Source organism: Chryseobacterium mucoviscidosis (assembly GCF_002177115.1).
GTDB lineage: Bacteria > Bacteroidota > Bacteroidia > Flavobacteriales > Weeksellaceae > Chryseobacterium > Chryseobacterium mucoviscidosis.
Genome location: NZ_MVAG01000122.1, coordinates 24,097 through 49,162, shown reverse-complemented (window position 1 = coordinate 49,162; position 25,066 = coordinate 24,097). Strand labels below are relative to the sequence as shown.

Sequence of the window (25,066 nt, the reverse complement as noted above, 5' to 3'; positions counted from 1 at the left end):
AACAAATTACTTGCCGTAAATACTGAATCAGCTATCAGATATGAATATGATTCAATCGGTTGCATTATTTTACGGTATTTCTTGTATTTTAAATGATGATTAAGAAAATTTTAAGATTTAAAATGAAAGTATGGCATGAATATTATTATAGTATTACAAACACGTTTAAGATGGAAAACCTGTTAGCCAATAAAGATTTAATAAACAAGTATTTAAGATTAGTCATTAAGCAGCAATTCAATACAGAAATTGATTTGAGAGGAGAATATACATTTACCGAAAATCTGGTTTCCAAAAAACCGATTATTGCCACTACTTTCTCGGAAAAAATTCTTTCGCAGCCCGATATAAAAATGGTTTTGACATCTGTAATCACAGAAATAAATATCGGAGTCTGTACAACAGAACAGATGCAGAAAGCAGTTGAAATTTATCCTGAAACCGATTCGAGGGAAATGCAGGAAATTGTTTAAATAAAACTCCCTGTACAACTTTGTACAGGGAGTTTTATTTTTTGAGAGAATTACTTTAAATTTTTCGAATATTACTGCAGATATTGTGCAACTTTATCTTCTAAATCTTCAAGATTGAAAGGTTTGGCAACATAATCATCTGCCTGAGCTTCTTTCGCCAGAGCTACAATGTCGTTATTTGCCGTTACATAAATCACGGGAATGCTTTTAAATTCCTGATGATTTTTCAGAAGCCTTGTTGCTTCCACTCCACCGATTTTCGGGATCCAGTTGTCCATAAGAATAACATCCGGCTGGAACTGCTCTACTTTCTCCAAAATGTCATGTGAAGTTTCCGAAATTTCGACCTGATAACCATTTTCTTCAAAAATGATGGTGATGACTTCCAAAATAGTTTTATCATCATCAAAAATCAAAATTTTCTTCTTGCTCATATCTATTTAACTTTAGTTAGGGGTTATATTTTTATAACTGATTGATGTACTCTGCCAGATTATCGGGCTTTATAATCAGATCAAAATTAATTTCTTCCATTGCATGTTTCGGCATATAATCTACTTCTGCGGTTTCGGGATCCTGAATCCAGACTTTTCCGTTGTTTTTTTTGATGTATGCCAAACCTTCCACGCCATCTGCATTGGCTCCGGAAAGCAGTACACCAATCATCCTTTCCCCATAAATTTCCGCCGCAGATTTAAAGGTTACATCTATGGAAGGACGGGAATAGTTCATCTTTTCCGAGCTGTCCAGAGACATGATGTTTTTATTTTCGAATAATAAATGGTAATCTGCCGGAGCAATGTAAATTTTATTATTCTGAATTTCGGTCTTGTCTTCAATCTCAATAACTTCCACAGGCGAAAACTGCTGCAGTAAGGTCTGCAGAATGTTGTTGGAATGTGCTTTTCTGTGAACCACCAGCAGAATGGCAAAATCCAGCTTTTCGTTTATTTTTTTAATCATTTCCAGAATCACCTGCAAGCTTCCTGCGGAACCTCCGATAACAATCAGTTCGATATTTGTACTCTTCTTCATGATAAAAACAGCTTACTGGTGATCTATTTTTTTCCATATCTTCTGATCATCCACCTGATTATAATTTTTGTCTAATTTAGAAAATCTAAGGGTTTCTTTTGCACCTAAAGCTAAAAAACCTAAATTTTCCAGACTGCTGTCGAAAAGTTGGAATACTCTTTCCTGAAGACCGCGATCGAAATAGATAAGAACATTCCTGCATATAATAAGCTGAAAACTGTTGAAAGAACTGTCGGAAACCAGATTATGGGTAGAAAGGATCAGTTTTTCCTGAAGGCTTTTATCAAATTTCACACTGTCGTAATTCGCCGTATAATAATCTGAAAAATCTTTTTTACCGCCCGATAAAATATAGTTTTCAGAATACAGTTTCATCTGCTGCAAAGGAAAAACTCCTGCTCTTGCTGTTTCCAGAACGGAAGGATTAAGATCTGTGCCGTAAATTAAAGATTTATGGTAAAGATTTGCCTCTTTAAGCAAAATAGCCATTGAGTAGGCTTCTTCTCCGGTAGAACATCCAGCCACCCAGATTCTGATAAGCGGATAGGTTCCCAACTGCGGAAGAATTTTCTCCCGTAATGCTTTAAAAAACTGAGGATCGCGGAACATTTCCGTTACATTCACGGTAATTTCTTCGATGAATCTTTTCAGGTATTCCGGATCATTAAGTATTGTATATCTTAACTCTGCAAAGCTTGTAAATCTATCGATCAGGCATATACGGTTCACCCTGCGCTTGAAGGAAGCGCGGCTGTATTCTGAGAAATCGTAGCCGTACATATCGTAGACATCTTTAATAAGATATTCTACTTCTTCATCTTTTACAATACTTGGTTCCAGCATTTACGATAATTTTTCTATAGCGTTCATTAAAAGGTCTACATCTATCGGCTTGGAAACATAATCTGCCGCTCCTGCATCCAGACATTTCTGGCGGTCTTCAGGCATCGCCTGCGCGGTAACTGCAATTACGGGAATATTGCTGATAGAAGGTGTATTTTTTATCATCTTTATGGCTTCATACCCATCCATTTCCGGCATCATCATGTCCATTAAAACCACATCAAAATGGTTGTCTTTATTTAAAACTTCAATGGCTTCCTGAGCCATTGTACTGCTTTCAATATGATATCCTCTGGCTTTCAGGGTGAGTTTTAAAGCAAATATATTGCGCGGATCATCGTCCACGATCAGAATTTTTTTATTCATCAGAATTTTAGCTGTTTAACTTTCATATAACCAAACACGAAGTAAGGATAGTAACTGATCGATATCCACCGGTTTGGAGATATAATCTGAAGCTCCTGCGGTAATGCATTTTTCACGCTCTCCGATCATGGATTTTGCTGTGATGGCAATAATCGGCAGTCTCTTGAACTTAGGCATTTTTCTGATTTCCTTGATCGCCTCGTAACCGTCGAGTTCAGGCATCATCATATCCATCAGGATCACATCCACATCAGGATTTTCTTTAATCTGCTGGATCGCATGGTTTCCGTCCATAGCAACCACAACTTCTACTTTGTATTTTTCCAGTGCTTTGGTAAGGGAGAAAATATTACGGACATCATCATCGGTAATGAGTATTTTTTTACCGCTTAAAACTTCCGTAAGCGATCCCATTGTTTTGCTTCTTACGTTTTCAATGGAATTATTTTTCTCTTCCACCAGATGCAGAAACAATCCTACTTCATCCAGAATTCTCTGGTAAGAATGTGCTGTTTTTACAACGATGGAGTCTGCATACTGTTTTATTTTCAGTTCTTCGGATTTGGATAGATTTCTTTCGGTAAAGATGATGATCGGAAGATTCTCCAGTCCTTCATAACTTTTTATGGATTCTATAATTTCATATTCGTTTCCTCTTGAAGCTCCGATGTCCAGAATGACGCAGTCTACATGATTTGCCGTTAAAGCTTTTACGCTGTCCTGCACGTTATTTTCTACCGACAAAGAAATATTGAAATTGCTGAGGAAATAAGACAGTGCACTTGCGTGTTTTGCGTTTTCTTCTACAATTAATACTTTCTGCGGACCTTTTTTAAGGGCTTCTTCAATCTTTCTGAAAACATCGGTCATCTGATCGAGCGCAACAGGTTTGCTGATGAAATCAATTGCGCCTTTCATGAGGCTTTCATTCTTTACATGAAGTGCAGACATCATGTGTACCGGAATCTGTTTTGTTTCCGGATTGGATTTTAAATCATCCATTACCTGCCATCCGTCTTTTACGGGAAGCTGAACATCCAGCAGAATTGCCTGCGGACGATATTCCAGTGCTGCGGCAAGACCGCGGTCTCCTCTTACTTCAATCACAGCTTTGTAATTCTGTAAATGGGCATATTTCAGCAATGCTTTGGCGAAATTGGTATCATCTTCAATAATCAGAATGGTTTTATCACCTTCCTGAATGGTATTTCTGTCGTCGTCTACATTTTCAGGAATCTGAAGGATATTTACCGTTTCTTTTTCTTCCGTTTGTTTTTCATCAAGAATATTCTGAATTTCTTCAACATCTTCACGGATGATTTCTACGAGATTCTGATCTTTTTCAACCTGAGGAGCTTCAGTAATTGCCTTTACAGGAATGCTTAAACTGAATTCGCTTCCTTCGTCTACTTTACTTTTCAGGGTAAGCTCTCCGCCTAATAATCTTGCAATTTCACGGCTGATAGACAATCCGAGACCTGTTCCTCCGAATTTTCTTCTTGTGGAACCGTCTGCCTGCTGAAAGGCTTCAAAAATAATTTTCTGTTTGTCTTCTGCAATCCCGATTCCGGTATCTTTTACGGAAAATATAATAAAATCTGTTTTTTTAGGATCTTTTTTAATGTTTAAATCAATGCTTCCTTTTGTGGTAAATTTCAACGCATTCGATAATAGGTTTCTCAGAACCTGATCTACTCTTAAACGGTCGGTTTCAAGATTTTTCTCAAGAGATTCATCGATATTGATGTTAAACTGAAGATTTTTCTCCTGAAATACAGGATTGAAAAGATCTTTTAAATCTTTCACCACATCATTAATAACAACATCCTGATATTCCAGAGTCATTTTTCCGGATTCAATTTTAGCGAGATCCAGAATTTCATCAATTAGGGTTAATAAACTGCTTCCGGAACTCTGGATTACTTTTGCAGACTCTATCTGATCTTCGTTAAGATTTTCATCCGGATTTTCCGCCATCAGTCTTGAAAGAAGGAGAATTGAATTCAGCGGTGTACGCAATTCGTGGGACATATTTGCCAGAAACTCCGACTTGTATTTTGTACTTAAAGCCAGTTCTTCCACTTTTTTCTGGATTTCTGTGTTGCGCTCTGCAATCAGATGATTTTTTTCTTCCAATAGTCTTGAACGTTCTTCCAGCTCTGCATTTGCCTGCATTAATTCTTCCTGCTGAACTTTCAGCTCTTCTTCGGAAGCCTGAAGTTTCTGGGTCTGTGCTTCCAGTTCTGTATTCAGATTTTCCAGCTCAGAATGCTGAACCTGTAATTCTTCCGACTGTGCCTGTGTTTCTTCAAGCAACTGCTGTTCTTTTTCACGGCCTTTTGCCGCGCTTAAAGCAATTCCTATATTTCTGCTGCACTCTACGAAATAATCGACTCTGTCTTTTTCAAAGTTGGTAGTTGAGCCTAATTCCAGAACTCCGATAATGAAACCGTCTGCAAAAATCGGGATTAGCATAATTCCGTAAATCTGGATGGTGCTGCTTGCAAAGGTTACCACAAAATCATCTTCATGAAGATTATTGTACACCTGAGTTTTTTCGCTGATGAAAGTCTGACCTACCATTCCTTCTCCGGGCTCGAAAACTTTCTTCATATTATTTTCCAGTCCGAAAGCGATGTTCAGTTTAAGTAAACCTTCATCATACAGGTAAATTGATCCGTTGATGCAGTTTCCATATTCAATAAGCTGATGAAGAGATGCTTTGGCAACGTCTTTTACTGATTTGTTTCCTACGAGAGATTCATTAAGAATGGCAAGACCTTTCTGTCTCCAGTCACTTTTATTAATAGTATCAAAAGACAATTTCAAAGATTCCGTCATGTTATTTAAAGAATCTACCAAGTCGCCGAGATCATCTTCAGCCGTATCTACGACTCTCTGGTTATAATCTCCGTTGGCAATTCTGTTGGCAATCTGCTTGATTGCGACTACTCTTCTGGACATTTCCTCATCTTTTGCTTTCAGCATTTTTTCAAGTTTGTCTCTTCGGATAAGATCTGCTCTTAGTTTTACATAGAAAAATGCGGTAACGATGATGGCGGCAATGGAAGAAAATATAATGAAGAAAACAGTTGTGCGTGAAGATTTATTAAGATCTTTGGTTTTTACAGCAAGCTGATTTTCTTCGTATTCGGAGAAATCTTTTACAATCTGTCTGCATCGATCCATATACTGCTTACTGTCTTCCATCTGTTCCTGCGTCATTACGATACCTCTTCTGCGGTTTTCCACAAAGAGTTTCATATTGGCAAGATTGGTCTCTACATTTTTTTCCAGAAGATCCAGAAGTCTTTTCTGGTTTGGATCTGTAATCTCCAGGCTTCTTGCATATTCAAATGTCTTTGAATATTCTGAAATGCTTCTTTTAAAAGGTTCCAGAAAAACTTCCTGACCGGTAAGCTGATATCCTCTGTTTCCGGTTTCCGCATCGAGAACCGCAACCAGAATATCTTTTACCGCCGTTACAACGCGTCTGCTTTTTCCAACGCTTTCACGGTGGTTCATCTGGTTCTGAATGCTGAAGTAGGAAGCCAGTGAACTTGCAATCAGGATCAGGATGGAAAATCCTATCCCGAACTGAAGATTTCTTATAATTTTTTTCGGCATGGAAAATTAATTTAAAGGTAAAGTGAAATAAAATGTAGATCCCTCATCTACTTTGCTGGAAACGCCTATATTTCCGTGGTGCTGCTTTATAATTTCGGAACAGATAAAGAGACCGATCCCCATTCCCTGAAACTGAAGTGAAGATTCTTCCACACGGTAAAATTTATTGAAAACAGCTTCCTGCTTAAAATCCGGAATTCCTATTCCGAAGTCTGTAACACTTACTCTTACTTCCTGCTCTTCTTCGTCTACAAAAGTGGTTACAATCACCTGATTGTTTTGAGGTGAATATTTTATGGCATTGGTTAAAAAGTTAATGAGAACCTGCTCAATACGGATAGCATCCAGCGGAATAAGAATATCGGGTTTAGTTCCGTCACGTTTAATCTTTACTCTGCTTTCGTGCGTCTGTACGATTGTATCGATCGCGTTGCTGATCACGCTTTCAAGATTTACAGGTTTTTTGGTGATTTTCAGTTTTCCGTTTTCAATTTTGGAAACGTCAAGAAGATCTGTAATTAAGGTATTCAGTTTTTCGATCTGATCCTGTACTTTGGTCAGAAAGCCGGCTTCTGCACTTTCTTTATCAAGCTTCAGTTTTCTTTCCAGTAACTGTACGTAAGCTTTAATACTCGTTAAAGGAGTTTTGAGTTCATGGCTTGCAATACTCAGGAATTCATCCTTTTCTTTCTCTACTTTTTTCTGATCGTCTATATCTGTAAAGGTTCCTACCCAGTTTTTAATTGTATCTTCCTCATATACGGGAGTTACACGTAAGAGATGGTATCGGAAATTGCCGGATTCAATATTTTTTATTCTGATTTCAAGTTCCAGAGATTTTCCTTTTTTTCTGCATCGCTGAAATTCTTCCTGAATATTTTCATCATCGGGATGGGTTTCGGGAAAATTTTTCTCAGAGTGCGAATAATCGTACCATTTGCCATTTACAAAATCTACAATTCCGTCTTCATTAAGGGTAAAAGCAATCTGCGGAAGAGATTCGAGCATTAGGTGAAAATGGTCGATCTGCGACTTCATGGTTACCTGAGATTCTCTTCTTCCTTTTACTTCGAGCTCCAGACTTTGCTGCGTTTTTTTCATTGCAATATTCTGTTCCTGCAGGTTGTAGAAAGTTTTCACTTTCAGCATCAGAATTTCCGGATCCACCGGTTTTGTTACATAATCTTTACCTCCCGAAGCGTAGCCGCGTGTGATAAATCTTTTCTCGGTATTTACAGCCGAAAGAAAAATAATAGGTACTTCCTTTGTTTTGCTGTATCCTGCTAAAGTTTCCGCCACTTCAAAGCCATCCATATCCGGCATTTGAACATCCAAAATAATCAGTGCGTAATCATTTTTTAATGCCTTCATCAGCGCTTCTTCACCAGACTCTGCAGTGTCTACCTGAAAACTTTTGGATTCGAGTAGTTTTTTGAGTGAATAGAGATTACTTTGGTTGTCATCAACAATTAAGATCATATAAACTTAAAATCAATAATTAATTATATTTACTTCAGCTTCAAAAATACTCACAATATTTCGAAAAACAGGAATTTTTTACCTATTATCAAAACACATACCACAATAGCAGAAAAAAATTTTATGATCTATAATTTTTCACAAAAAATTTTTGAAAATTTTTCTTTCTTCAATTCAGCGATTTAAGAGTAAAATTTTAACCACATACCACATTTTTAGTTAAAATTTTAATTTATAAAAATTATTCACGGCACAGTGTTTGAATACAGGATAGTAACACTTTTTCACTTAAATATATTTTTCAAAATTAACCCACGTTTTATTGCGTGGGTTTGTTTTATTGTTCTTATATTTGCAACGAATTTCTCATGTTTAATTTGAGTTTTCATGGTTATTAGTTTTTATCCCCGCCGAAAGTCGGGGATTTTTTTATGTATTTTATTCAAGATATTTCACTTTTTTAAATCGCTTATTTTCTGAATATTATTCTTAAAAGTGATTATTTTGTTTAAAAAATTAAAGATGATGGCACAACTTGTGATATAGACTACGCACACACTTAAAATCATAGATATGTCGATACAAATACAAGTTGCCCGATGCACACAATGCAAAGGCTATACTTCCGCTGCCCCGCTTGAACAGAAATATAATAACCATCCTGATATTATTGATCATTATTTTTATCACGGAGAACCTGCATTTACGCTGGATCTGAAAACTTTTGAAAAGTTCAGAAATTTAGAAAACACAGAGATAGAGATTGTTGAGCTTTATGAGCATGAAAAAAACGATCATCAACATTGTAAATGCGTGAAAAAACCTGTTCAAAAAGCATTATCTGCAAAAAAAGAAGTTTTCAGTATGCCAAAAAATCCTTTTGCAGCAGAAAAAAGCGAAATGGATAACGAGATTTATTTTAAGGATTTGTATTATACTTACAATAATTTTCACGGTGTAAGTTCTTCTCAACAGTATGGAAATTCCGGCAGAAAATTCCGCTAAAATAATTTTGTAAAAACAAAAATCTTTTCATATTTAAAGAAGTATTTAAGATGATAAGTTAAAGGCTTATGTTCTTAAGTACTTCTTTTGTTTTTATAGAGATTCAGCATCATTCAATTAAAAAATTAAATTCTTTTCTGTATTGTGACGGACTTTTCTGAATGTATTGTTTGAAAGTCTTATTGAAATAACTGAAATTGTTAAAGCCGGATTCAAAACACACTTCTGTAATGCTCAAAGGCTGTTCTGCAAGAAGCTTTAATGAATGGGTAATTCTGTATTCGTTGACAAACTGTGTGAAGGTTTTATTAGTGATTTTTTTAAAGTAGCGGCAAAAAGAAGGCACTCTCATATTGGCAAGATCCGCAACCTGCTCTAAAGTGATCTGTTCTTTAAAATGATCTTTCACATAATTAAAAATAAGATTGATTCTTTCATTATCCTCCACCTGAGTCTGAAGATAATATTTTCCGGCATTCAGAATTCTGTAATCCAGGGTTGAAGCCAAAGCATCCAGAATCTCCAGAAATTTCACCAGTTTTTCTAAGGATGAAGATTCGTGCATTGCTACAATTTTCTGTCCTATCTGTTTTTTGATATTTTCCGAAAAAACAATTCCAGCTTTTGATTTTTCCAGCAGAGCGGAAATTTTCTGCATTTCAGGAAGTTCAAAGAAATTTTCTCCCAAAAAATCAGGCTTGAACTGAATTACCATCTCGTAATCGTTATTGGTATTTTCATTCGTCATTCCGCAGTGCGGCAGATTACTTCCCATAAGCACAATATCTCCGTCGGAAAAGTAAGAAATATTACTTCCGATCTGTCTTTTTCCGGAACCTCCACAAACGAAAATCAGTTCAATTTCAGGATGATAATGCCATACATGAGACTTTATATTTTCGTTACGAAGAAATTTAAGACTTGTAAAACTGCTTCCGATATTAGGTTTTACAGCTTCAAAGGCGGGATGCGAATGTTTCATAAGCAATAATAAAATTCATATACAAAATTAACAAATATTAGATCAATAAACATATTTAAAGTTAAAATAATACATAAATATGAAAATCATGTGGTAGTACAATCTTGAAAGAGCAGCTAAATTTGCAATATAAATAACTGATAATAAAAATCTTATCAATATGAAAAAAGTATTTCAATCCGTTTTTACAGCAGCTTTTTTATTTGTTTCTGCAAATATAATGGCTAAAGACAAAGATTTTTCTCTTTCTTTCGCATCGTCTACTTCTAAAACGATACGTTTTGAAGTGAACAACGCAAAAAATATTTCGTTGGTTATTTACAATGATTCTTATGGCGAACTTTATTCCGAAAGGCTTGAAAATGAAGATTCAGTGATAAAGACTTATAATCTGGAGGATTTGGCAGAGGGAACTTATTACCTTATTGCAGAATCTGAGCAAAAGATTGAAAAATATAAGATAAAGATTAGCGATGATAACAAGGCTGAAATTGAAAAAATTCCTTTTGCCGTCATCAGCAAACCGGAATTCAGCGTATCGGATCATATTGTTAAACTTCATATTGGAAATCTGAAGAACAAGGTAAGAGTTTCCGTGGCAGATTATGCCGGGACTACTTATTATTCTTCTACAAAAGAAGCAGAAAATGGTGAATTGGATATGACTTTTGATCTTGATCCTAATACCGCCGATCACTATATCATCAGTATTGAGGAAAACGGCAATACCTTCAACAGAACAATCGCTTTGAGATAAGAGATTCTATACATTCCCGTATTTATATCGGAATTAAAATTTTACGTACAATTAGTTTATTAAGGCAGCTTTTCTTTTTTAAATCACGGAGAAATGGCTGCCTTAATTTTTTTTAAAATTATCTTCCTGATACAAAGCAGTTTTTGAATTTTACACCAAAAACCTTGAAAATTATTTTGCAGAAAATAAAAATAGTTCTATATTTGCACCACTGAAAACAACGATATAATCGGAGTTTCTGGAGAGTTGGCAGAGTGGTCGATTGCGGCAGTCTTGAAAACTGTTGACTGTAACAGGTCCGGGGGTTCGAATCCCTCACTCTCCGCAAAAAACCTTCAAATTGAATTTGAAGGTTTTTTATTTTAGCTCTTTTCCGAAGAATTGGATCTCACTTTTAAAAACATATAAGCTAAACCTAATCCCAAACCTGCTAAAACTGCAATTTTTGTTTTTTTTGAAGGAACCGGAAGCATTGTTTCCCCATAAATACGGTGAGGATCTGATGAAGGTTGTAAAACGTTCCCGGAATCTGATGGTGCATTTTTAACTTTCATCATTACTCTCATAGCTGCTGAAGCTGTATTAATAATCGGCTTTGGAAATAAACCATAAATATTTTTTAGGAATGCCGAAGTAAAATCGGGAAAGAGGTCTTTTTTAGGATGTTTTGCCAGTTCTACCATTTTTGCTGCTGTATCTCTCGGATCTGCCGCGAAAGGAGGAATTTTAAAATCCAGCCCTGAATATTTTGCAGAGTGCATATTTCCTGTAGAACGCTGAATCTGCGGATAAAGATTACAGATATGGATCTGCGGAAAATCTGAAATTTCTCCATGGAGACATTCCATCATCCCACGAATTCCGAATTTTGTAGAAGAGTAAACCGCACTGTAAGGAGCCGGCATAAATCCGCCTATAGAAACATTATTGATTAAAATTCCTTCATTCTGTTTTTTAAAGACCGGCAAAACACTGTAAGCTCCATGCATATATCCGAAAAGATTGGTTTTAATCACCTGTTCATTTACATCCATCGGAATTTCTTCAAATTTCCCACTGGACATTACTCCTGCATTGTTTACCCAAATATCTATTCTGCCGTTAAACTGCAATGCTTTATTGGCTAAATTTTGAACATCACCTGCAATAGAAACATCCGTGGGAACAGCCATAGCGGAAACACCCAAATCTCTGCATAAAGCCACGGTTTCGCCCAAAGCTTCTTTGCCTCTTGCCGCAACTACAATATTACACCCTTCCAATGCAAATGCTTCTGCGGCAGCTCTTCCTACTCCACTGCTTCCTCCGGTAATAACTACGGTTTTCCCTCTGAGACTTTTTTGTTCATTATTAGAATTCATTTTGTGATGGTTTTGGTTAATTACCTGTAATCAACCTATTATTATGCCATACCGAGTATAAATATCATTTAAATTCTTCTGTATTTATCTAATTCCGAGATAAAAAAATAGATGAAGGATGTTATAAAATTTTTATACTATAAATTTTCGTTAATATTCTTAATTAATCTTAAATACAGGTTTTTCAGTATTTTCTTGGCACAATTTTTTAATACTACTAATTACTCATGTTTAATTTGAGTTTTCATGGTTATTAGTTTTTATCCTCAGATTCTCTCTGAGGATTTTTTTGATTTAAATCCCCTAATTTCCGGATAAAAGCAATAAAAAAACAGACCTTCACAAGATCTGTTCTTTAATAAATAATATGTCTCTTTAAATATGCTTACATAGCATAAGCTCCTTTGTTCTGAAAAACATTAATGACTTCTGTTTTGTTGTTAATAGTATTGTATATAACCTCAACGGTAAAATAAGATACTTCATAAAGTACATATTTTACTGTATCCATAGTTCTTTCGCTCATGATACGTCCTTCATTCATCACGAAACTGCACTGTGCCTGATTTGGCAAATTTTTAAAATCGTAGTAAGAAATCATAGCTTTGTCTTTTAAGAGTTTCAAATAGAGATACACAATTTCTTTGCCAATTTTCTTCAATAAAGTTAAATTTTTAAAATTTAAATAAAAATACACCAATACAGTGATTATATTCACAATAAACATTATTCAGTCTTTGATGGTCATAAATAATCATCATATTAAAAATTCTTTGCTTAAACGGTTAAATTTATTGTCTCGAAATGATAATTTATTGAATAAACCTGCTATCTTTAAACTTTAATATATATGAATTTATGATAAATAATGCTAAAACAGACAACAGAAACTACACTGTTCCGTTGATTACCATTACACTATTGTTTTTTATGTGGGGATTCATCACCTGTATGAACGACATTCTTATCCCTTATCTGAAACAGCTTTTTAAGCTTACTTTCTTTGAATCGATGCTTGTACAGTTCTGTTTTTTCGGAGCTTACTTTATCGGCTCTCTGATCTATTTTCTTATCTCCACCACAAAAGGAGATCCCATTGACAAAGTAGGTTACAAAAAAGGAATTATTTTCGGGATCTTTCTTGCCGCTTTAGGATGTGTACTTTTCTACCCTGCTGCAAGTTTTTCTTCTTACGGATTATTTTTGGGAGCCTTATTTATTTTAGGGTTAGGATTTACCATTTTACAGATTACGGCAAATGCTTACGTTTCGCTTTTGGGTCCGGAAGAATCCGCATCCAGCCGTCTGAACATGACGCAGGCGTTCAATGCCTTCGGAACCACAATTGCTCCGGTTTTAGGCGGACATTTAATTTTTGAATTGTTTTCCGCTCCGAACGGATCTTTCAGTGCAGCAGCTACGAAAATTCCTTATCTCATTTTTGCAGCAATTCTGCTTTTGGTAGCTTTGCTTATTTCAAGAGTTAAACTTCCGGACTTTCAGGTAAAAGGGGAAGAAATTGTAAAAGGATTCGGAGCTTTGCAGCACAACCATCTGAAATTTGGAGTTCTTACCATGTTCTGTTACGTAGGAGGCGAAGTTGCAGTGGGAAGTTTCATCATTAGTTTTCTGGAGCAGCCACAGGTGATGAATCTTTCTGAAGTAGTAAGCAAAAATTATCTTTCCCTGTATTGGGGAGGCGCAATGATAGGAAGATTTTTAGGTGCAATTTCACTCAATCAGTCAATCAGTCAGACAAAAAAAGCTTTATATATGTTGGGAGCGGCTATCACTGTATTTTTGGTTATTTTCAGCATTGTAGATCTTAGCTTTTCCCAGATCAGCTTCTTTTTAGTATTTATTGTCTTAAATTTCATTGCATTTTTTATCGGAAAATCGGCTCCGGCAAGAACTTTATCGATATTTGCAGGAATTAATGTTCTTTTATTGATTTCCGCAATGTTGAATCATGGCGAACTAGCGATGTACAGCATTCTGGGAATCGGAATCTTTAACTCAATCATGTTCTCAAACATCTACACTCTCGCTATTTCAGGATTGGGAAAATACACAAGTCAGGGTTCTTCTCTGGTGGTTATGGCAATTCTGGGAGGTGCTATTGTTCCTGTTTTTCAGGGATATTTAGCAGATATTTTCGGGGTTCAGCATTCTTTCATCATTCCTGTATTCTGTTATATCGTCATCCTGATCTTCGGAGCTTATTGTACAAAGTACCTGAGTCATGTAAAGCAGGAAGATGGCTCAAAAGCCGGACATTAAATTTTCAGTTTTAAAATAAAGAAACCTGCTTTTACAGCAGGTTTTTTTTATAAATGATCACTTTTCACAATAAACAAGCCACAAAGACAATACATAAATAATATTCAATCCTTGTTATTAATTAGAAATTTAAAATTTATCAAGCATTCATAATCTATTAAATACTATCCCATAAAATATATAACCCTAAACAAACCAGCACAAAACAATCAAAAAACCCATCAATAAAGCATTATAAATTATATATCAATTAAAATATTTCATTATGTAAAGAAAAAATTTTACTTTTAATCAGAATTTTTAACAAATATTATAATGGTCAGAATTTTCCTTGTGGATGATGATCCCTTCATCGGAGAAATGCTTAAATATCATCTTCAGCTTAATCCTGATTATGAAGTTTTTCTTTACAGTTCCGGCAAAGAATGCCTTTCCGAGCTTTACCGGAATCCTGATATCATTTGTATCGATTTCGGCTTGCCCGACATTCAGGGAGACGATCTTTTTAAACAGATCAAAACACTCTATCCGGATCTGCCGATCATTGTAATCAGCGGTCAGGAAAACATTTCCGTTGCCATTGATTTTCTGAAGCAGGGCGCAAAAGATTACATCGTAAAAAACGAACACACCAAAGAACTTCTGTGGAACTCCATTATCCGCCTGAGAGAAAATATCTCGCTAAAACAGGAAGTGGAAGAACTGAAAGATGAACTCGAAAAAAAATACAGTTTTGAGAAAACAATTATCGGACAGAGCGATTCCGTCAAAAACATATTTTCAAAGATCAATAAAGCACTGAAATCCAACATCAACGTTTCTGTAACAGGCGAAACAGGAACCGGAAAAGAAGTAGTTGCAAGAGCAATACATTATCATTCTTCCAGAAAAAACAAACCTTTTGTTGCCGTAAATATGGCAGCAATTCCTAAAGATCTGGTGGAAAGTGAATTTTTTGGTCATGAAAAAGGAGCATTTACAGGAGCAACAGATAAATCGGTCGGAAAATTTGAACAGGCAAACGGAGGAACTATTTTTCTGGATGAGATCGCAGAACTGGATCTCAATCTTCAAAGCAAGCTTCTTCGGGCATTGCAGGAAAGAGAAATTACAAGAGTCGGCGGAACCCAGAAAATAAAGCTGGACGTAAGACTCATTATTGCGACCCACAAAAATCTGGCAAATGAAGTAAAAAAAGGAAACTTCAGAGAAGATCTCTATTACAGGGTTATCGGTCTTCCTATAGAATTACCTCCGCTCAGAGAAAGAGATCAGGACACTTTAATTCTTGCCAAACATTTTATAGATCTTTTTGCCAAAGAAAACAAAATCAAACCTCTGGTTTTAGCTTCCGATGCGCGAAAAAAACTCATGAAATACAGCTTTCCGGGAAATATACGAGAGCTGAAATCCGTTATCGATCTTGCCTGCGTAATGGCAGAAAGCAACGAAATAACTGCGGATGACATTAGCTTTTACAGCCTTGAAAAAGAATCTGAAAATTTTCTTTCTGAGCAAAAAACGCTTAAACAATACACGACAGATATTATCCTTCACTTCCTGAAAGAGAACAATAATGACGTCATTAAAACAGCTAAAATATTAGACATCGGAAAATCTACAGTCTATAATCTTATCAACAGTACAGACCTTAAAAAAACTAAATAATACATGAAAGTCGCTAAACTACTTTTTGCTGACGGGATATGGAAATCTGAAAGAAACAATGAAAATCTGGACTATAATAAAGCTCAGCTTGTTTTAGGATATGGCAGCCGGAATATCCTTGAAAACTCTGATTTTTTTGAGGTAATTAAAACAAAATTCCCCAACGCGGAAATTGCCCTGTCTTCATCATCAGGAGAAATTTTCTGCAATGAAGTTTTTGATGAAACCGTAACAGTTACCGCCATTGAATTCTCTTCTTCCTATATAAAAACGCAGCAGATTGACATTAATGATTTTCAGAACAGTTATGAAGCCGGAAAAACTCTTATTGATAAACTCTGTCACAAAAATCTAAAGTGGGTATTCGTACTGTCGGACGGAAGTAAAGTAAATGGAAGCCAACTCGTAAAAGGACTCAATGAAGGACGTCCCGAAGGAGTTTTAATTTCCGGCGGATTGGCGGGTGACGGAGATCGTTTTGAGAAAACCGTTGTAGGGCTTAACGAAACGCCTGTCTGCAATAAAATCGTTGCCATCGGTTTTTATGGTGAAAAACTGGAACTCGCTCATGCCTCATTCGGAGGATGGGAAAGTTTCGGACTGGAAAGAACCGTTACCAAATCCCAGAACAATATTCTCGTAGAAATAGACAATAAAAATGCTTTAGATCTTTACAAGAGTTATCTGGGAAAATATGCAGAAGAACTTCCCAGTTCTGCCCTGCTCTTTCCGCTATCCTTAAAAATTGATGAAGATTCTGCTCCCGTAGTAAGAACCATTCTTTCAATTAATGAAAAAAACAACATGATGATCTTTGCGGGAGATTTGCCGGAAGGAAGCCATGTAAGATTTATGAAAGCTAACCTGGATCGCCTTATAGATGCGGCAAATGATGCAGCAAATGCCTGCCTTGAAATGAGCCCCGATCCTAAACTGGGAATTATTGTGAGCTGTGTAGGAAGAAAAATGGTTCTAGGAGAAAGAGTTGCCGAAGAAGTAGAAATCGTAAGAGATATTTTTGGCAAAAAAGCACTTATCAACGGTTTTTATTCCTACGGAGAAATTTCGCCCGCTAAATCTTTTGGAGATTGCGCACTGCATAACCAAACCATTACCATTACCACTGTAAATGAAACCGAATAACTATGGAAACCGAACTGCATAACATCCTTAACAGACAGATCAAAAAATATCTTACGGAAGATTGTAAAAAACATCCGCAGTTTAATAGTTTCATTAACGCAGTTAACGATTCCTACAAATCTTTTGAAAGAGATAAAGAACTTACCGATCATGCTTTCAGGCAGAGCGAAAAAGAATACAAAGAGCTGTTTAACGATCTGAAAAAAGAAAATGAACTCAAACAGGAATCTATTTCGAGCCTTTATGAATCATTAAGTTTATTAGATTCCGCTTTTGATACCAAAAAAAATAAAGACCTTAAAGAACTTTCCTTATACCTCGCCGAACAGCTTAAAGAAAGAAAAAGAGCGCAGGACAATATAAAACGGCAGGAAGAAAAATACCGTAACATTATCGCGAATATGAATCTCGGACTTATTGAGGTAGATAATGACGAGATTGTACGGTACGCCAATCAGAGTTTCTGCAATGTTTCAGGTTTTGAACTGGACGAAATCATTGGTAAAAATCCTTCACAGCTTTTCGTACAGGGAGAAGCCAATCAGGAATTTATCCAGGAACAGATCGAACTGAGAGAAAAAGGAATTTCCAGCGTTTATCAGCTCCCGATAAAAAATAAAAGAGGCGAACTGAGATGGTGGGCAATCAGCGGTGCGCCCAACTATGACGATCACGGAAATCTTTTAGGTTCCATAGGAATTCATCTCGACATTACAGACCAAAAAAGACTGGAAGAAGACCTTAAACAGGAAAAATCCAAAGCTATTGAAGCCTCTAAAGCAAAAGAAGTCTTTTTAGCCAATATGAGCCATGAGATACGAACACCACTGAATGCGATCATAGGTTTCCTCAGAGAACTTAAAAGACTGGATCTTACAACAACACAAAATCAGTTTGTGGAGAATAGTTTTAACGCGGCTCAGCATCTTTTATCAATCATCAATAATATTCTGGATATTTCCAAAATAGAATCCGGCGAAATGTCTTTGGATAACACTGTTTTCTCCCTTAAAGAATGCATCAGCGACATCATCAGTATTCTTCAGCCAAAAGCAAGGCAGAAAAAAATACTGTTGAAAGCCAGATTTTCAGATGATCTTTTCTCTGCATTTAAGGCCGATGCGCTCAAGATAAAACAGATCTTGTACAACATCATCGGAAACTCTCTTAAATTTACGAACGTTGGCGAAATATGTTTAGAATGTAAAGTCATAAAAGATTTTTCCAATCATCAGAAACTTGAAATCTGCATTACCGATACCGGAATCGGGATGAGTGAAGATTATGTAAAGCAGATCTTCAAAAAATTCAATCAGGAAGACAGCTCTATTTCAAGAAAATACGGCGGAACCGGTCTTGGTATGGCAATTACACGCGAACTGATCCACCTCATGAAAGGTGAAATAAAGATTAAAAGCAAAAAAAATGTAGGAACAGAGATCAGTATCTTTCTGGATATGAACAAAAGCATAGAAAAATCAGAATCCAAAAATATTGAAGTTAAAGAGCACATTTCCATCGAAGGAACGCGTGTTTTACTTGTCGAAGACAACGAACTCAATCAGTTGGTTGCAGAAAATTCTCTTACCCATTTCGGGTGCGAAGTCACAAAGGCAGACAACGGCAAAATGGCAGTAGACATTCTTTCAAAACAGCAGTTTGATATTATTTTAATGGATATTCAGATGCCTGAACTGGACGGAATAGAAGCAACTAAAATTTTAAGACAGGAATTCAGACTCGGCACTCCTATCATTGCGCTTACCGCCAATGCATTCAAAACAGAAATAGACAACTGCATTGCTGCAGGAATGAACAGCTACATCACCAAACCTTTTGACGAGGACGAACTGCTGAAAATTATTTATAAAAACATTAAAATGCAAAGTAACCTGGAAATCAACAACTCAGAAGAAGAAAAAATTCTTTATGACCTCAGAAATATTCAGGCATTAAGCCGTGGAAATGATGATTTTATTCAAAAAATGCTTTCCATATTCATCACACAGACCCAGGAAACCATTCCGATGGTGGAAAAAGCTTTTGAAGAGAAAAATTATGCCGAAATAGCACGCCTCATTCACAGAATAAAACCAAGTATTGAAGGTGTGGGAATCTACTCCATTAAAGAAACCGTAAAGGATCTGGAAGTAAAATCCAAAGAGCAACAGGCTGATTTTCCCGAACTGTACACTATGTTTCTGGAAGTAAAAGAAACACTCTTCACCGCTATAAACCAACTGGAAAGGGAAATTAAATAAAAACATTCCAAAATAAAGAGATTTTCCATATTTTGGAATTTAAAAAATAATTAATATCTTGATTTTCAAATACTTAATTAAAGGCACAATAATCGCCTTATTGTTTTCAAATAAAAAAGATGGAAACAAATAACAAAAATTTAAAGTTTTTTATTGTAGATGACGACAGATTTTGCGCCACCGTGTATGAACAGTATCTGAAAAACAATCATTATGAAAATATTATCTCATTCAGCAGCGGAGAAGAATGTCTGGATGAACTACACCAGAAACCCGATATCATTTTCCTCGATCACAATATGGAAGATCTTAACGGTTTCGAGGTTTTAAAAAAGATAAAAAGATACGATCCGAACATTTACGTTATCATGGTATCTGCACAGGAAAATATAGATACTGCGGTAAATGCCCTGAAATACGGAGCTTTCGACTATATTGTAAAAGATGCCAATGTTTGCGAAAGAATGACGGATACCATAGAAAAAATAGTAAAAATTAAAGAAGAGATGTCTCAGAACCAACGAAAAGGTTTTAGAAAATTCTTTTCCGTTTTATTTTAAATCTTATGTTAAAAAAACTCATACTCTCATTCTTTTTCCTGATGCTTCTGGTATCCTGTAAAACCTACAACGTACTTGAAGAGGAACAGGCAAGCCGAAATATGCAGGATTTCAGCTATGATCCCAACTACGAATACAGAATCCGTAAAGACGACAAAATTACGCTTTCCGTTTGGGGACAGGATGATCTGAGTGTGGGTTCTGTATACGGCATTTACAACTCCAATGAAGTATATGGAAAATGGCTTCTGGTAGACATCAACGGAAATATAGAAATTCCAAAATTGGGAACGACTCCTGTTGTGGGAAAAACTCTTCCCGAATTAAAGGAAGAAATAAAAACAAAGCTTAAAAAATGGCTGGTAAATCCTATCGTGGATGTAAAAGTGCTGAATAAAGAAATTGCAGTGATGGGCGAAGTGAGAAATCCGGCGGTAATTCAGGTGGATAAAGACCAGAATACTTTACTGGAGCTGGTTTCCAAAGCCGGAGGATTTGAAATGTATGCCAATTTAAAATCCATTAAAATTCTGAGACAGGAAGGCGAAAACGTTCGTGTTACCAATATTGATCTTACCAAAATGAAAGATGTTCCGAACCAGAATATCCTTCTTCATCCGGGAGATTACATCATTGTTCCTTCTAAGAAAAGCAAAGATTTTGATAAGAGAATTTCCACCATTATTCCTTTTGCAACCGTTACTTCCGCAGCCGCGATTCTGATAGGATTATTATAAAATTTGATGACCATGAACAACGAGAATGTAAGATTTCTGAAACCGCTGTTACGAGGATTTCCCATCGTCGTTCTTGCTATGATTATTGCGGTTTTGGCAGCAAAAAAATACCTCAACTATGTAACGCCGATGTACGAAAGCACCGCAAAACTGAAGCTTGCGGATACACAGGAAGGCGTTCCGAGCGCGAATCTCTTCAAAGATTTCGATGTTTTTGCCACGCCCAACAAAATAAGCACAGAAATAGAAGTTCTGAAATCGACATCATTAATTGAAAAAACACTGGAAAAACTCCCCTTTTCAACCGAAATTTACAGAAAAGGAAAAGTACGTTCCGTAGAATTGTTCGGCGATTCTCCGATAAAAGTGGAAAGCATTCTAAACGATGAAAAAAATTACGATAAAAAATTTATCATTAATATAACTTCAAATCAGAATTTTACAATAAAAGCCTCCGATTCTGCTAAAGAAGTAAAAGGTACTTTCGGAGTTCCTACCGTTATAAAAGGAGGAAAAATTCTCATAACCAGAAACGACAGCTATCTTAAGTCCAAACCCGGTGCAAAAATTGTCGATCAATATGAAGTTGAATTCCTGAGCAGAGAAAAACTTCTGGATAAAGTAAATAAAAATCTTGATATTGTTTCCGTGGACAAAGATGTTCCCGTTATCAGAATCAATTACAAAAGCAATGTTCCTGAAAAAGCGAGTCTTCTTGTAAATACGCTTGCAGAAACCTACATTCAGGATTATATTGAAAATAAATACCGCGCTGCCAATACGACGGTTGACTTTCTGAAAAATGAAATCGGACAGGCAAACAATAAGCTTTCCGGTGCAGAAAACCGTATAGAAAATTATCGAAACAAAGAAAATATCATCAATATTCCGCAGGAAACAGAAACTGATCTGAGAAAAATTTCCCAGCTTAAAATTCAGAAAAGCAATCTGAAAATGAATCTGGATGCGATAAAAAATCTCAACAACTATATTTCCGAAGGAAAAGACAACTATCTTGATCTTGCACCGAATTTTGAAGCATTCAACGACCTCCTTTCAACCGAAATGGTGAAGAATATGAAACTGCTTCAGGCAGAAAAAAAAGAATTGCTCTTAACCTACACTCCGGAACATGAGAAAGTAAAAATTATTGATGCTAAAATTAAAGATCTTACCGATTACCAAACCGAAAGCATTAAAAACACCCAGAAAAATTTACAGATCAAATATAACGATATCGACCGCGATATTCAGATTGCAGAACAGGCTTTTATCGGGCTTCCCGAGAAAGAAAAACTGCTGAACATCATGAATCGTGAGTTCAATCTTTACGAAAAGAACTACAACTTCCTGAACGAAAAAAGAATAGACGCAGAAATTGCCAAAGCGGCAAAAATTTCTTTTCATAAAATTATTACAAGAGGAGAACTGCCGAAACAGCCGGTTTCGCCGATGCGTTCCATCATCATCATCGTTGCAGCTATCATGAGCATGATCGGATCTATTGCCCTCATCTACGCCATACATTTTGCAAAAGCCAAAGTGAATGATGTATATACCATCGAAAAAAACAGCATCATTCCAGTTGCATTCACCACCCCTTTCATTAAAAGCAGGGAAAAAACAATGCATCACTTTCTCGAGAACGTGCTGGAAATGGAACTGAAAGAAATTATTAAAGATAAAAACCTCATCTGCATCACATCTTATGATAAATCGAAACAGCATAGGTTTCATTCAAAAAATATCATAAAAGCTTTGCAGGCGCAATCCAGAAAAGTTTTGGTGATTGATGTGGCAGGAAACTTAAATGACATTGAAAACATCGATTATATCGATTTTTCAGAAGAAAAAAACTTAAGATTAACTTCAACGGATATTGAGAATCTGATCCGTGAAAAAATGACAGGAAATGATCTCTGCATCATCAACAATCAGTCGATAAAACAAGGCAAACTTCCTCTATTATTCCTGAAAATGGCAGATGAAAATCTGTTTGTTTTAGACAGCCGGAAAACAGCCGAAAAAACCATTATGAACGTAGAACTTCTGAAGGATGAATACAAACTGACCAATCTTTGGTTTGTGCTGAATAAAGAAGGCTATAACCCGAGTTTAATGACCTCTATTAAAAGTTTTATAAACAGAAAAAGATCGTGAAAAAGCTTACAGAAATATTTCGCAGACCCACATCTCTGGTTTTCGCAGACCAGTTGATTTTCAGCGGAACAAATTTTCTTCTGACGTTTTTGCTTGCCCGAAAACTGAACATTTCAGATTTTGGTCTCTTCTCGTCTGTGCTTTTGGTGACGTATCTTTTGGTAGGCATCTGCAATGCTATTGTGGTACAGCCTTTCCAGATTCTGGCAGCCAAAGAATTCACTAAAAAATCGCTGGGCTTTGTTTTTCAGGCTTCAGTAGTTTTAATAATGATTTTCTCTGCCTTACTGTTGATGGCTAAATTCCTGCCCGTTTCTGCACTGGCGTTTTTTAAAGATAATCTATTGGCGATCATCGCTTTTGCGGCGGCATATGTTTTTCAGGATTTCCTGAGAAAGGTTCTGCTTACGATAGACCGCATACAATTGGTGCTTTTTATCGACAGCATCTTCCTTCTTGTTTTTCCTTTAATCTGGTTTGAAAACAGTCTTGATTTAGGAAAAAGTCTTCTGATTATTGCTATCGTCAACGCCATTGCTTCCCTTCCCGGAGTTTGGTATTGTGTGAAAAATGCAGAATTCAGTTTAAAAAATGCTTCCCTTTTTCATTATCATGTTACAGAAGGAAAGTGGCTTTTGAGCGCTTCTATAGTTCAGTGGTTTTCCAGTAATTTTTTCACGCTCGTTGCGGGAATCTATTTAGGAGTTAATGCTTTGGGAGCTTTGAGGCTGGTTCAGTCATTTTTCGGGGTTATTAATGTCATTCTTCAGACCGTTGAAAATTATTACCTTCCGAAAACAGCCCAGCTTCATTATCAGGATAAAAAAGAAGAAAAAAAATCCCTGCTTTTCAGTATGTCGAAAGGAATGATGGCTTTAGGAATTCTGATCATAGGCTTCTTCATTTTTTCAGAACCTTTAATTACGTTATTGGGCGGAGAACAATATCAACAATATGGTTTTGTGATTAAACTGGTTTCAGTTTTATATATCGTGATTTTATACAGCTATCCTACCCGACTTTCCATCAGAGTTTTAGAACAGAATAAAGCTTTTTTTACAGGATACTGCATTTCGTTTGTGTTTTCATTACTCAGTTTTCATTTTTTACTGAAATACGGAGCACTTTACGGCGCAGTTGCAGGTCTTGTCATCAACCAGATTTTAATGATCGTGTACTGGAAAATTTTACTTAACAGAAAACAGATTTCAGTATGGGCATAGTACATTTGATATTGGGAAAAGCAAATCCTGAAAAAATGAACGGCGTGAATAAAGTCGTGTACAACATCGCGACCAAACAGGCCGAAAACAGGCAGGATGTAGAAGTTTGGGGAATCTCTGAAAACACAGAGATCAATTACCCCGAAAGAAACTTTAAAACGAAGATTTTTAAACGGAAAAAAAATCCTTTTTCCATTCCGGAAGATCTTCAGAAAGAAATTATAAACAGCAGCGGATCTACGGTTTTTCATCTTCACGGCGGATGGATTCCTGTATTTTCATCTTTAAGCAGATTTTTGCGGAAACACAAATTCAATTATATTATTACGCCCCACGGAGCGTACAACGCGGTCGCAATGCAGAAAAGCATGATTACCAAAAAGCTTTACTTCGAGTTATTTGAAAAAGCGGTCATCAAAAATGCTGCAAAAATTCACTGCATCGGCGAAAGCGAAATGGAGGGTTTACAGTCGATTTATCCAACCCAAAAAGGCACTTTAATTCCATACGGTTTTGAAAGAGTAAAAGAAGACTTTTCTTTCAGTTCCCAAAAGGAAAGTCTGATTTTCGGATTTGTTGGACGGCTGGATATGTACACAAAAGGTCTGGATCTGCTTGTGGAAAGTTTTGCTGAATTTTCTAAAGCGGATCCTTATTCTGAATTGTGGATTGTGGGCGACAGCGACGAAAAAGCGAAGCTGCACCAAAAGATAAAATCATTGGGAATTGAGGATAAAACAATCCTTTTCGGAAGTAAATTTGGCGAAGAAAAAAACGATCTCCTGAAAAAGATGGACGTTTTTGTGCATCCCTCAAGAAACGAAGGATTACCGGTTTCCGTAATCGAAGCCGCAAATTTCGGGAAACCCTGTATTGTTACCAAAAACACCAACATTGGCTATCTTGTTGAACAATACAATGCGGGAATCAATATTCCGTCGCCTCAGACAACACTCCTTACCAAAGCATTTTTCGATATTTCCAAAATCTGGAAAGACCGGCAGAATTATGAAAAAATCTGCGGAAATGCGGTAAAAATGGTAGAAGAAGCGTTTGACTGGAACAACATTCTTGATGAAATGAACTCCAAACTTTACAACTGCTGA

Annotated in this window: 21 protein-coding genes and 1 tRNA gene; 13 read left to right on the top strand and 9 right to left on the bottom strand. The window is 36.2% G+C overall.

Features of this window, described 5'->3' with window-relative positions:
* Positions 1 to 170: 170 nt before the first annotated feature.
* Positions 171 to 473: a hypothetical protein gene (locus tag B0E34_RS12115; RefSeq protein ID WP_123956619.1), complete on the top strand. Its 303-nt coding sequence runs from the start codon at positions 171 to 173 to the stop codon at positions 471 to 473.
* A gap of 71 nt (positions 474 to 544) precedes the next feature.
* Here B0E34_RS12115 and B0E34_RS12110 read toward each other — a convergent pair whose 3' ends face one another.
* Genes B0E34_RS12110 through B0E34_RS12085 form a run of 6 tightly spaced genes read right to left on the bottom strand, consistent with a single transcriptional unit; the run spans position 545 to position 7,823 of the window.
* Positions 545 to 907 (bottom strand): response regulator, encoded by a 363-nt coding sequence (locus B0E34_RS12110; protein WP_087709771.1) that lies wholly within the window; start codon positions 905 to 907, stop codon positions 545 to 547.
* A gap of 31 nt (positions 908 to 938) precedes the next feature.
* Positions 939 to 1,508 (bottom strand): chemotaxis protein CheB, encoded by a 570-nt coding sequence (locus B0E34_RS12105; protein ID WP_087709769.1) that lies wholly within the window; start codon positions 1,506 to 1,508, stop codon positions 939 to 941.
* Between the two features lie 12 nt (positions 1,509 to 1,520).
* Positions 1,521 to 2,351: a CheR family methyltransferase gene (locus B0E34_RS12100; protein ID WP_076390455.1), complete on the bottom strand. Its 831-nt coding sequence runs from the start codon at positions 2,349 to 2,351 to the stop codon at positions 1,521 to 1,523.
* Positions 2,352 to 2,717, bottom strand: coding sequence for a response regulator (locus B0E34_RS12095; RefSeq protein ID WP_076390456.1), 366 nt, complete (start codon positions 2,715 to 2,717; stop codon positions 2,352 to 2,354). It lies immediately after the preceding gene.
* 15 nt (positions 2,718 to 2,732) lie between these two features.
* Positions 2,733 to 6,344 (bottom strand): response regulator, encoded by a 3,612-nt coding sequence (locus B0E34_RS12090; protein WP_087709765.1) that lies wholly within the window; start codon positions 6,342 to 6,344, stop codon positions 2,733 to 2,735.
* A gap of 6 nt (positions 6,345 to 6,350) precedes the next feature.
* Positions 6,351 to 7,823, bottom strand: a complete 1,473-nt coding sequence (locus tag B0E34_RS12085; RefSeq protein ID WP_087709763.1) for a hybrid sensor histidine kinase/response regulator — start codon at positions 7,821 to 7,823, stop codon at positions 6,351 to 6,353.
* Positions 7,824 to 8,396: 573 nt separating this feature from the next.
* Here B0E34_RS12085 and B0E34_RS12080 point away from each other — a divergent pair.
* Positions 8,397 to 8,828 carry a hypothetical protein gene (locus B0E34_RS12080; protein ID WP_087709761.1) on the top strand — a complete coding sequence of 144 codons (432 nt, stop codon included), beginning with the start codon at positions 8,397 to 8,399 and terminating at the stop codon, positions 8,826 to 8,828.
* A 109-nt stretch (positions 8,829 to 8,937) separates the two neighbouring features.
* On the opposite strand, the gene B0E34_RS12075 is transcribed toward B0E34_RS12080, so the two are convergent.
* Positions 8,938 to 9,810, bottom strand: coding sequence for an AraC family transcriptional regulator (locus B0E34_RS12075; RefSeq protein WP_087709759.1), 873 nt, complete (start codon positions 9,808 to 9,810; stop codon positions 8,938 to 8,940).
* A gap of 160 nt (positions 9,811 to 9,970) precedes the next feature.
* Between B0E34_RS12075 and B0E34_RS12070 the strand changes: the two genes are divergently transcribed.
* Entirely contained in the window at positions 9,971 to 10,567 is a 597-nt protein-coding gene (locus B0E34_RS12070; protein ID WP_087709757.1) for a hypothetical protein, read from the top strand.
* 240 nt (positions 10,568 to 10,807) lie between these two features.
* Positions 10,808 to 10,892 (top strand) — tRNA-Ser (locus tag B0E34_RS12065).
* 37 nt (positions 10,893 to 10,929) lie between these two features.
* Here B0E34_RS12065 and B0E34_RS12060 read toward each other — a convergent pair.
* Positions 10,930 to 11,928 carry an SDR family oxidoreductase gene (locus tag B0E34_RS12060; protein ID WP_087709755.1) on the bottom strand — a complete coding sequence of 333 codons (999 nt, stop codon included), beginning with the start codon at positions 11,926 to 11,928 and terminating at the stop codon, positions 10,930 to 10,932.
* 385 nt (positions 11,929 to 12,313) lie between these two features.
* Positions 12,314 to 12,529 carry a hypothetical protein gene (locus B0E34_RS21115; protein ID WP_076390494.1) on the bottom strand — a complete coding sequence of 72 codons (216 nt, stop codon included), beginning with the start codon at positions 12,527 to 12,529 and terminating at the stop codon, positions 12,314 to 12,316.
* Positions 12,530 to 12,786: 257 nt separating this feature from the next.
* On the opposite strand from B0E34_RS21115, the gene B0E34_RS12050 reads away from it, so the two are divergent.
* The 9 genes from B0E34_RS12050 (at position 12,787) to B0E34_RS12010 (ending at position 25,066) form a co-directional block, all read left to right on the top strand.
* Positions 12,787 to 14,208, top strand: a complete 1,422-nt coding sequence (locus B0E34_RS12050; RefSeq protein ID WP_087709751.1) for a sugar MFS transporter — start codon at positions 12,787 to 12,789, stop codon at positions 14,206 to 14,208.
* A gap of 315 nt (positions 14,209 to 14,523) precedes the next feature.
* Positions 14,524 to 15,876: a sigma-54-dependent transcriptional regulator gene (locus B0E34_RS12045; RefSeq protein WP_087709749.1), complete on the top strand. Its 1,353-nt coding sequence runs from the start codon at positions 14,524 to 14,526 to the stop codon at positions 15,874 to 15,876.
* Positions 15,877 to 15,879: 3 nt separating this feature from the next.
* Positions 15,880 to 17,019: an FIST signal transduction protein gene (locus B0E34_RS12040; protein ID WP_087709747.1), complete on the top strand. Its 1,140-nt coding sequence runs from the start codon at positions 15,880 to 15,882 to the stop codon at positions 17,017 to 17,019.
* A 2-nt stretch (positions 17,020 to 17,021) separates the two neighbouring features.
* Positions 17,022 to 19,280 (top strand): PAS domain-containing hybrid sensor histidine kinase/response regulator, encoded by a 2,259-nt coding sequence (locus B0E34_RS12035; RefSeq protein ID WP_087709746.1) that lies wholly within the window; start codon positions 17,022 to 17,024, stop codon positions 19,278 to 19,280.
* 119 nt (positions 19,281 to 19,399) lie between these two features.
* Positions 19,400 to 19,840, top strand: a complete 441-nt coding sequence (locus B0E34_RS12030) for a response regulator (RefSeq protein WP_087709744.1) — start codon at positions 19,400 to 19,402, stop codon at positions 19,838 to 19,840.
* A 5-nt stretch (positions 19,841 to 19,845) separates the two neighbouring features.
* Entirely contained in the window at positions 19,846 to 20,577 is a 732-nt protein-coding gene (locus tag B0E34_RS12025) for a polysaccharide biosynthesis/export family protein (protein ID WP_087709742.1), read from the top strand.
* Positions 20,578 to 20,589: 12 nt separating this feature from the next.
* Positions 20,590 to 22,737 (top strand): GumC family protein, encoded by a 2,148-nt coding sequence (locus B0E34_RS12020; protein ID WP_165762983.1) that lies wholly within the window; start codon positions 20,590 to 20,592, stop codon positions 22,735 to 22,737.
* On the top strand, positions 22,734 to 23,960 hold the full coding sequence (locus tag B0E34_RS12015; RefSeq protein WP_087709738.1) for a lipopolysaccharide biosynthesis protein: 1,227 nt from the start codon (positions 22,734 to 22,736) through the stop codon (positions 23,958 to 23,960). The genes B0E34_RS12020 and B0E34_RS12015 overlap by 4 nt, the downstream gene beginning before the upstream one ends.
* Positions 23,951 to 25,066, top strand: coding sequence for a glycosyltransferase family 4 protein (locus B0E34_RS12010; RefSeq protein WP_087709736.1), 1,116 nt, complete (start codon positions 23,951 to 23,953; stop codon positions 25,064 to 25,066). The genes B0E34_RS12015 and B0E34_RS12010 overlap by 10 nt, the downstream gene beginning before the upstream one ends.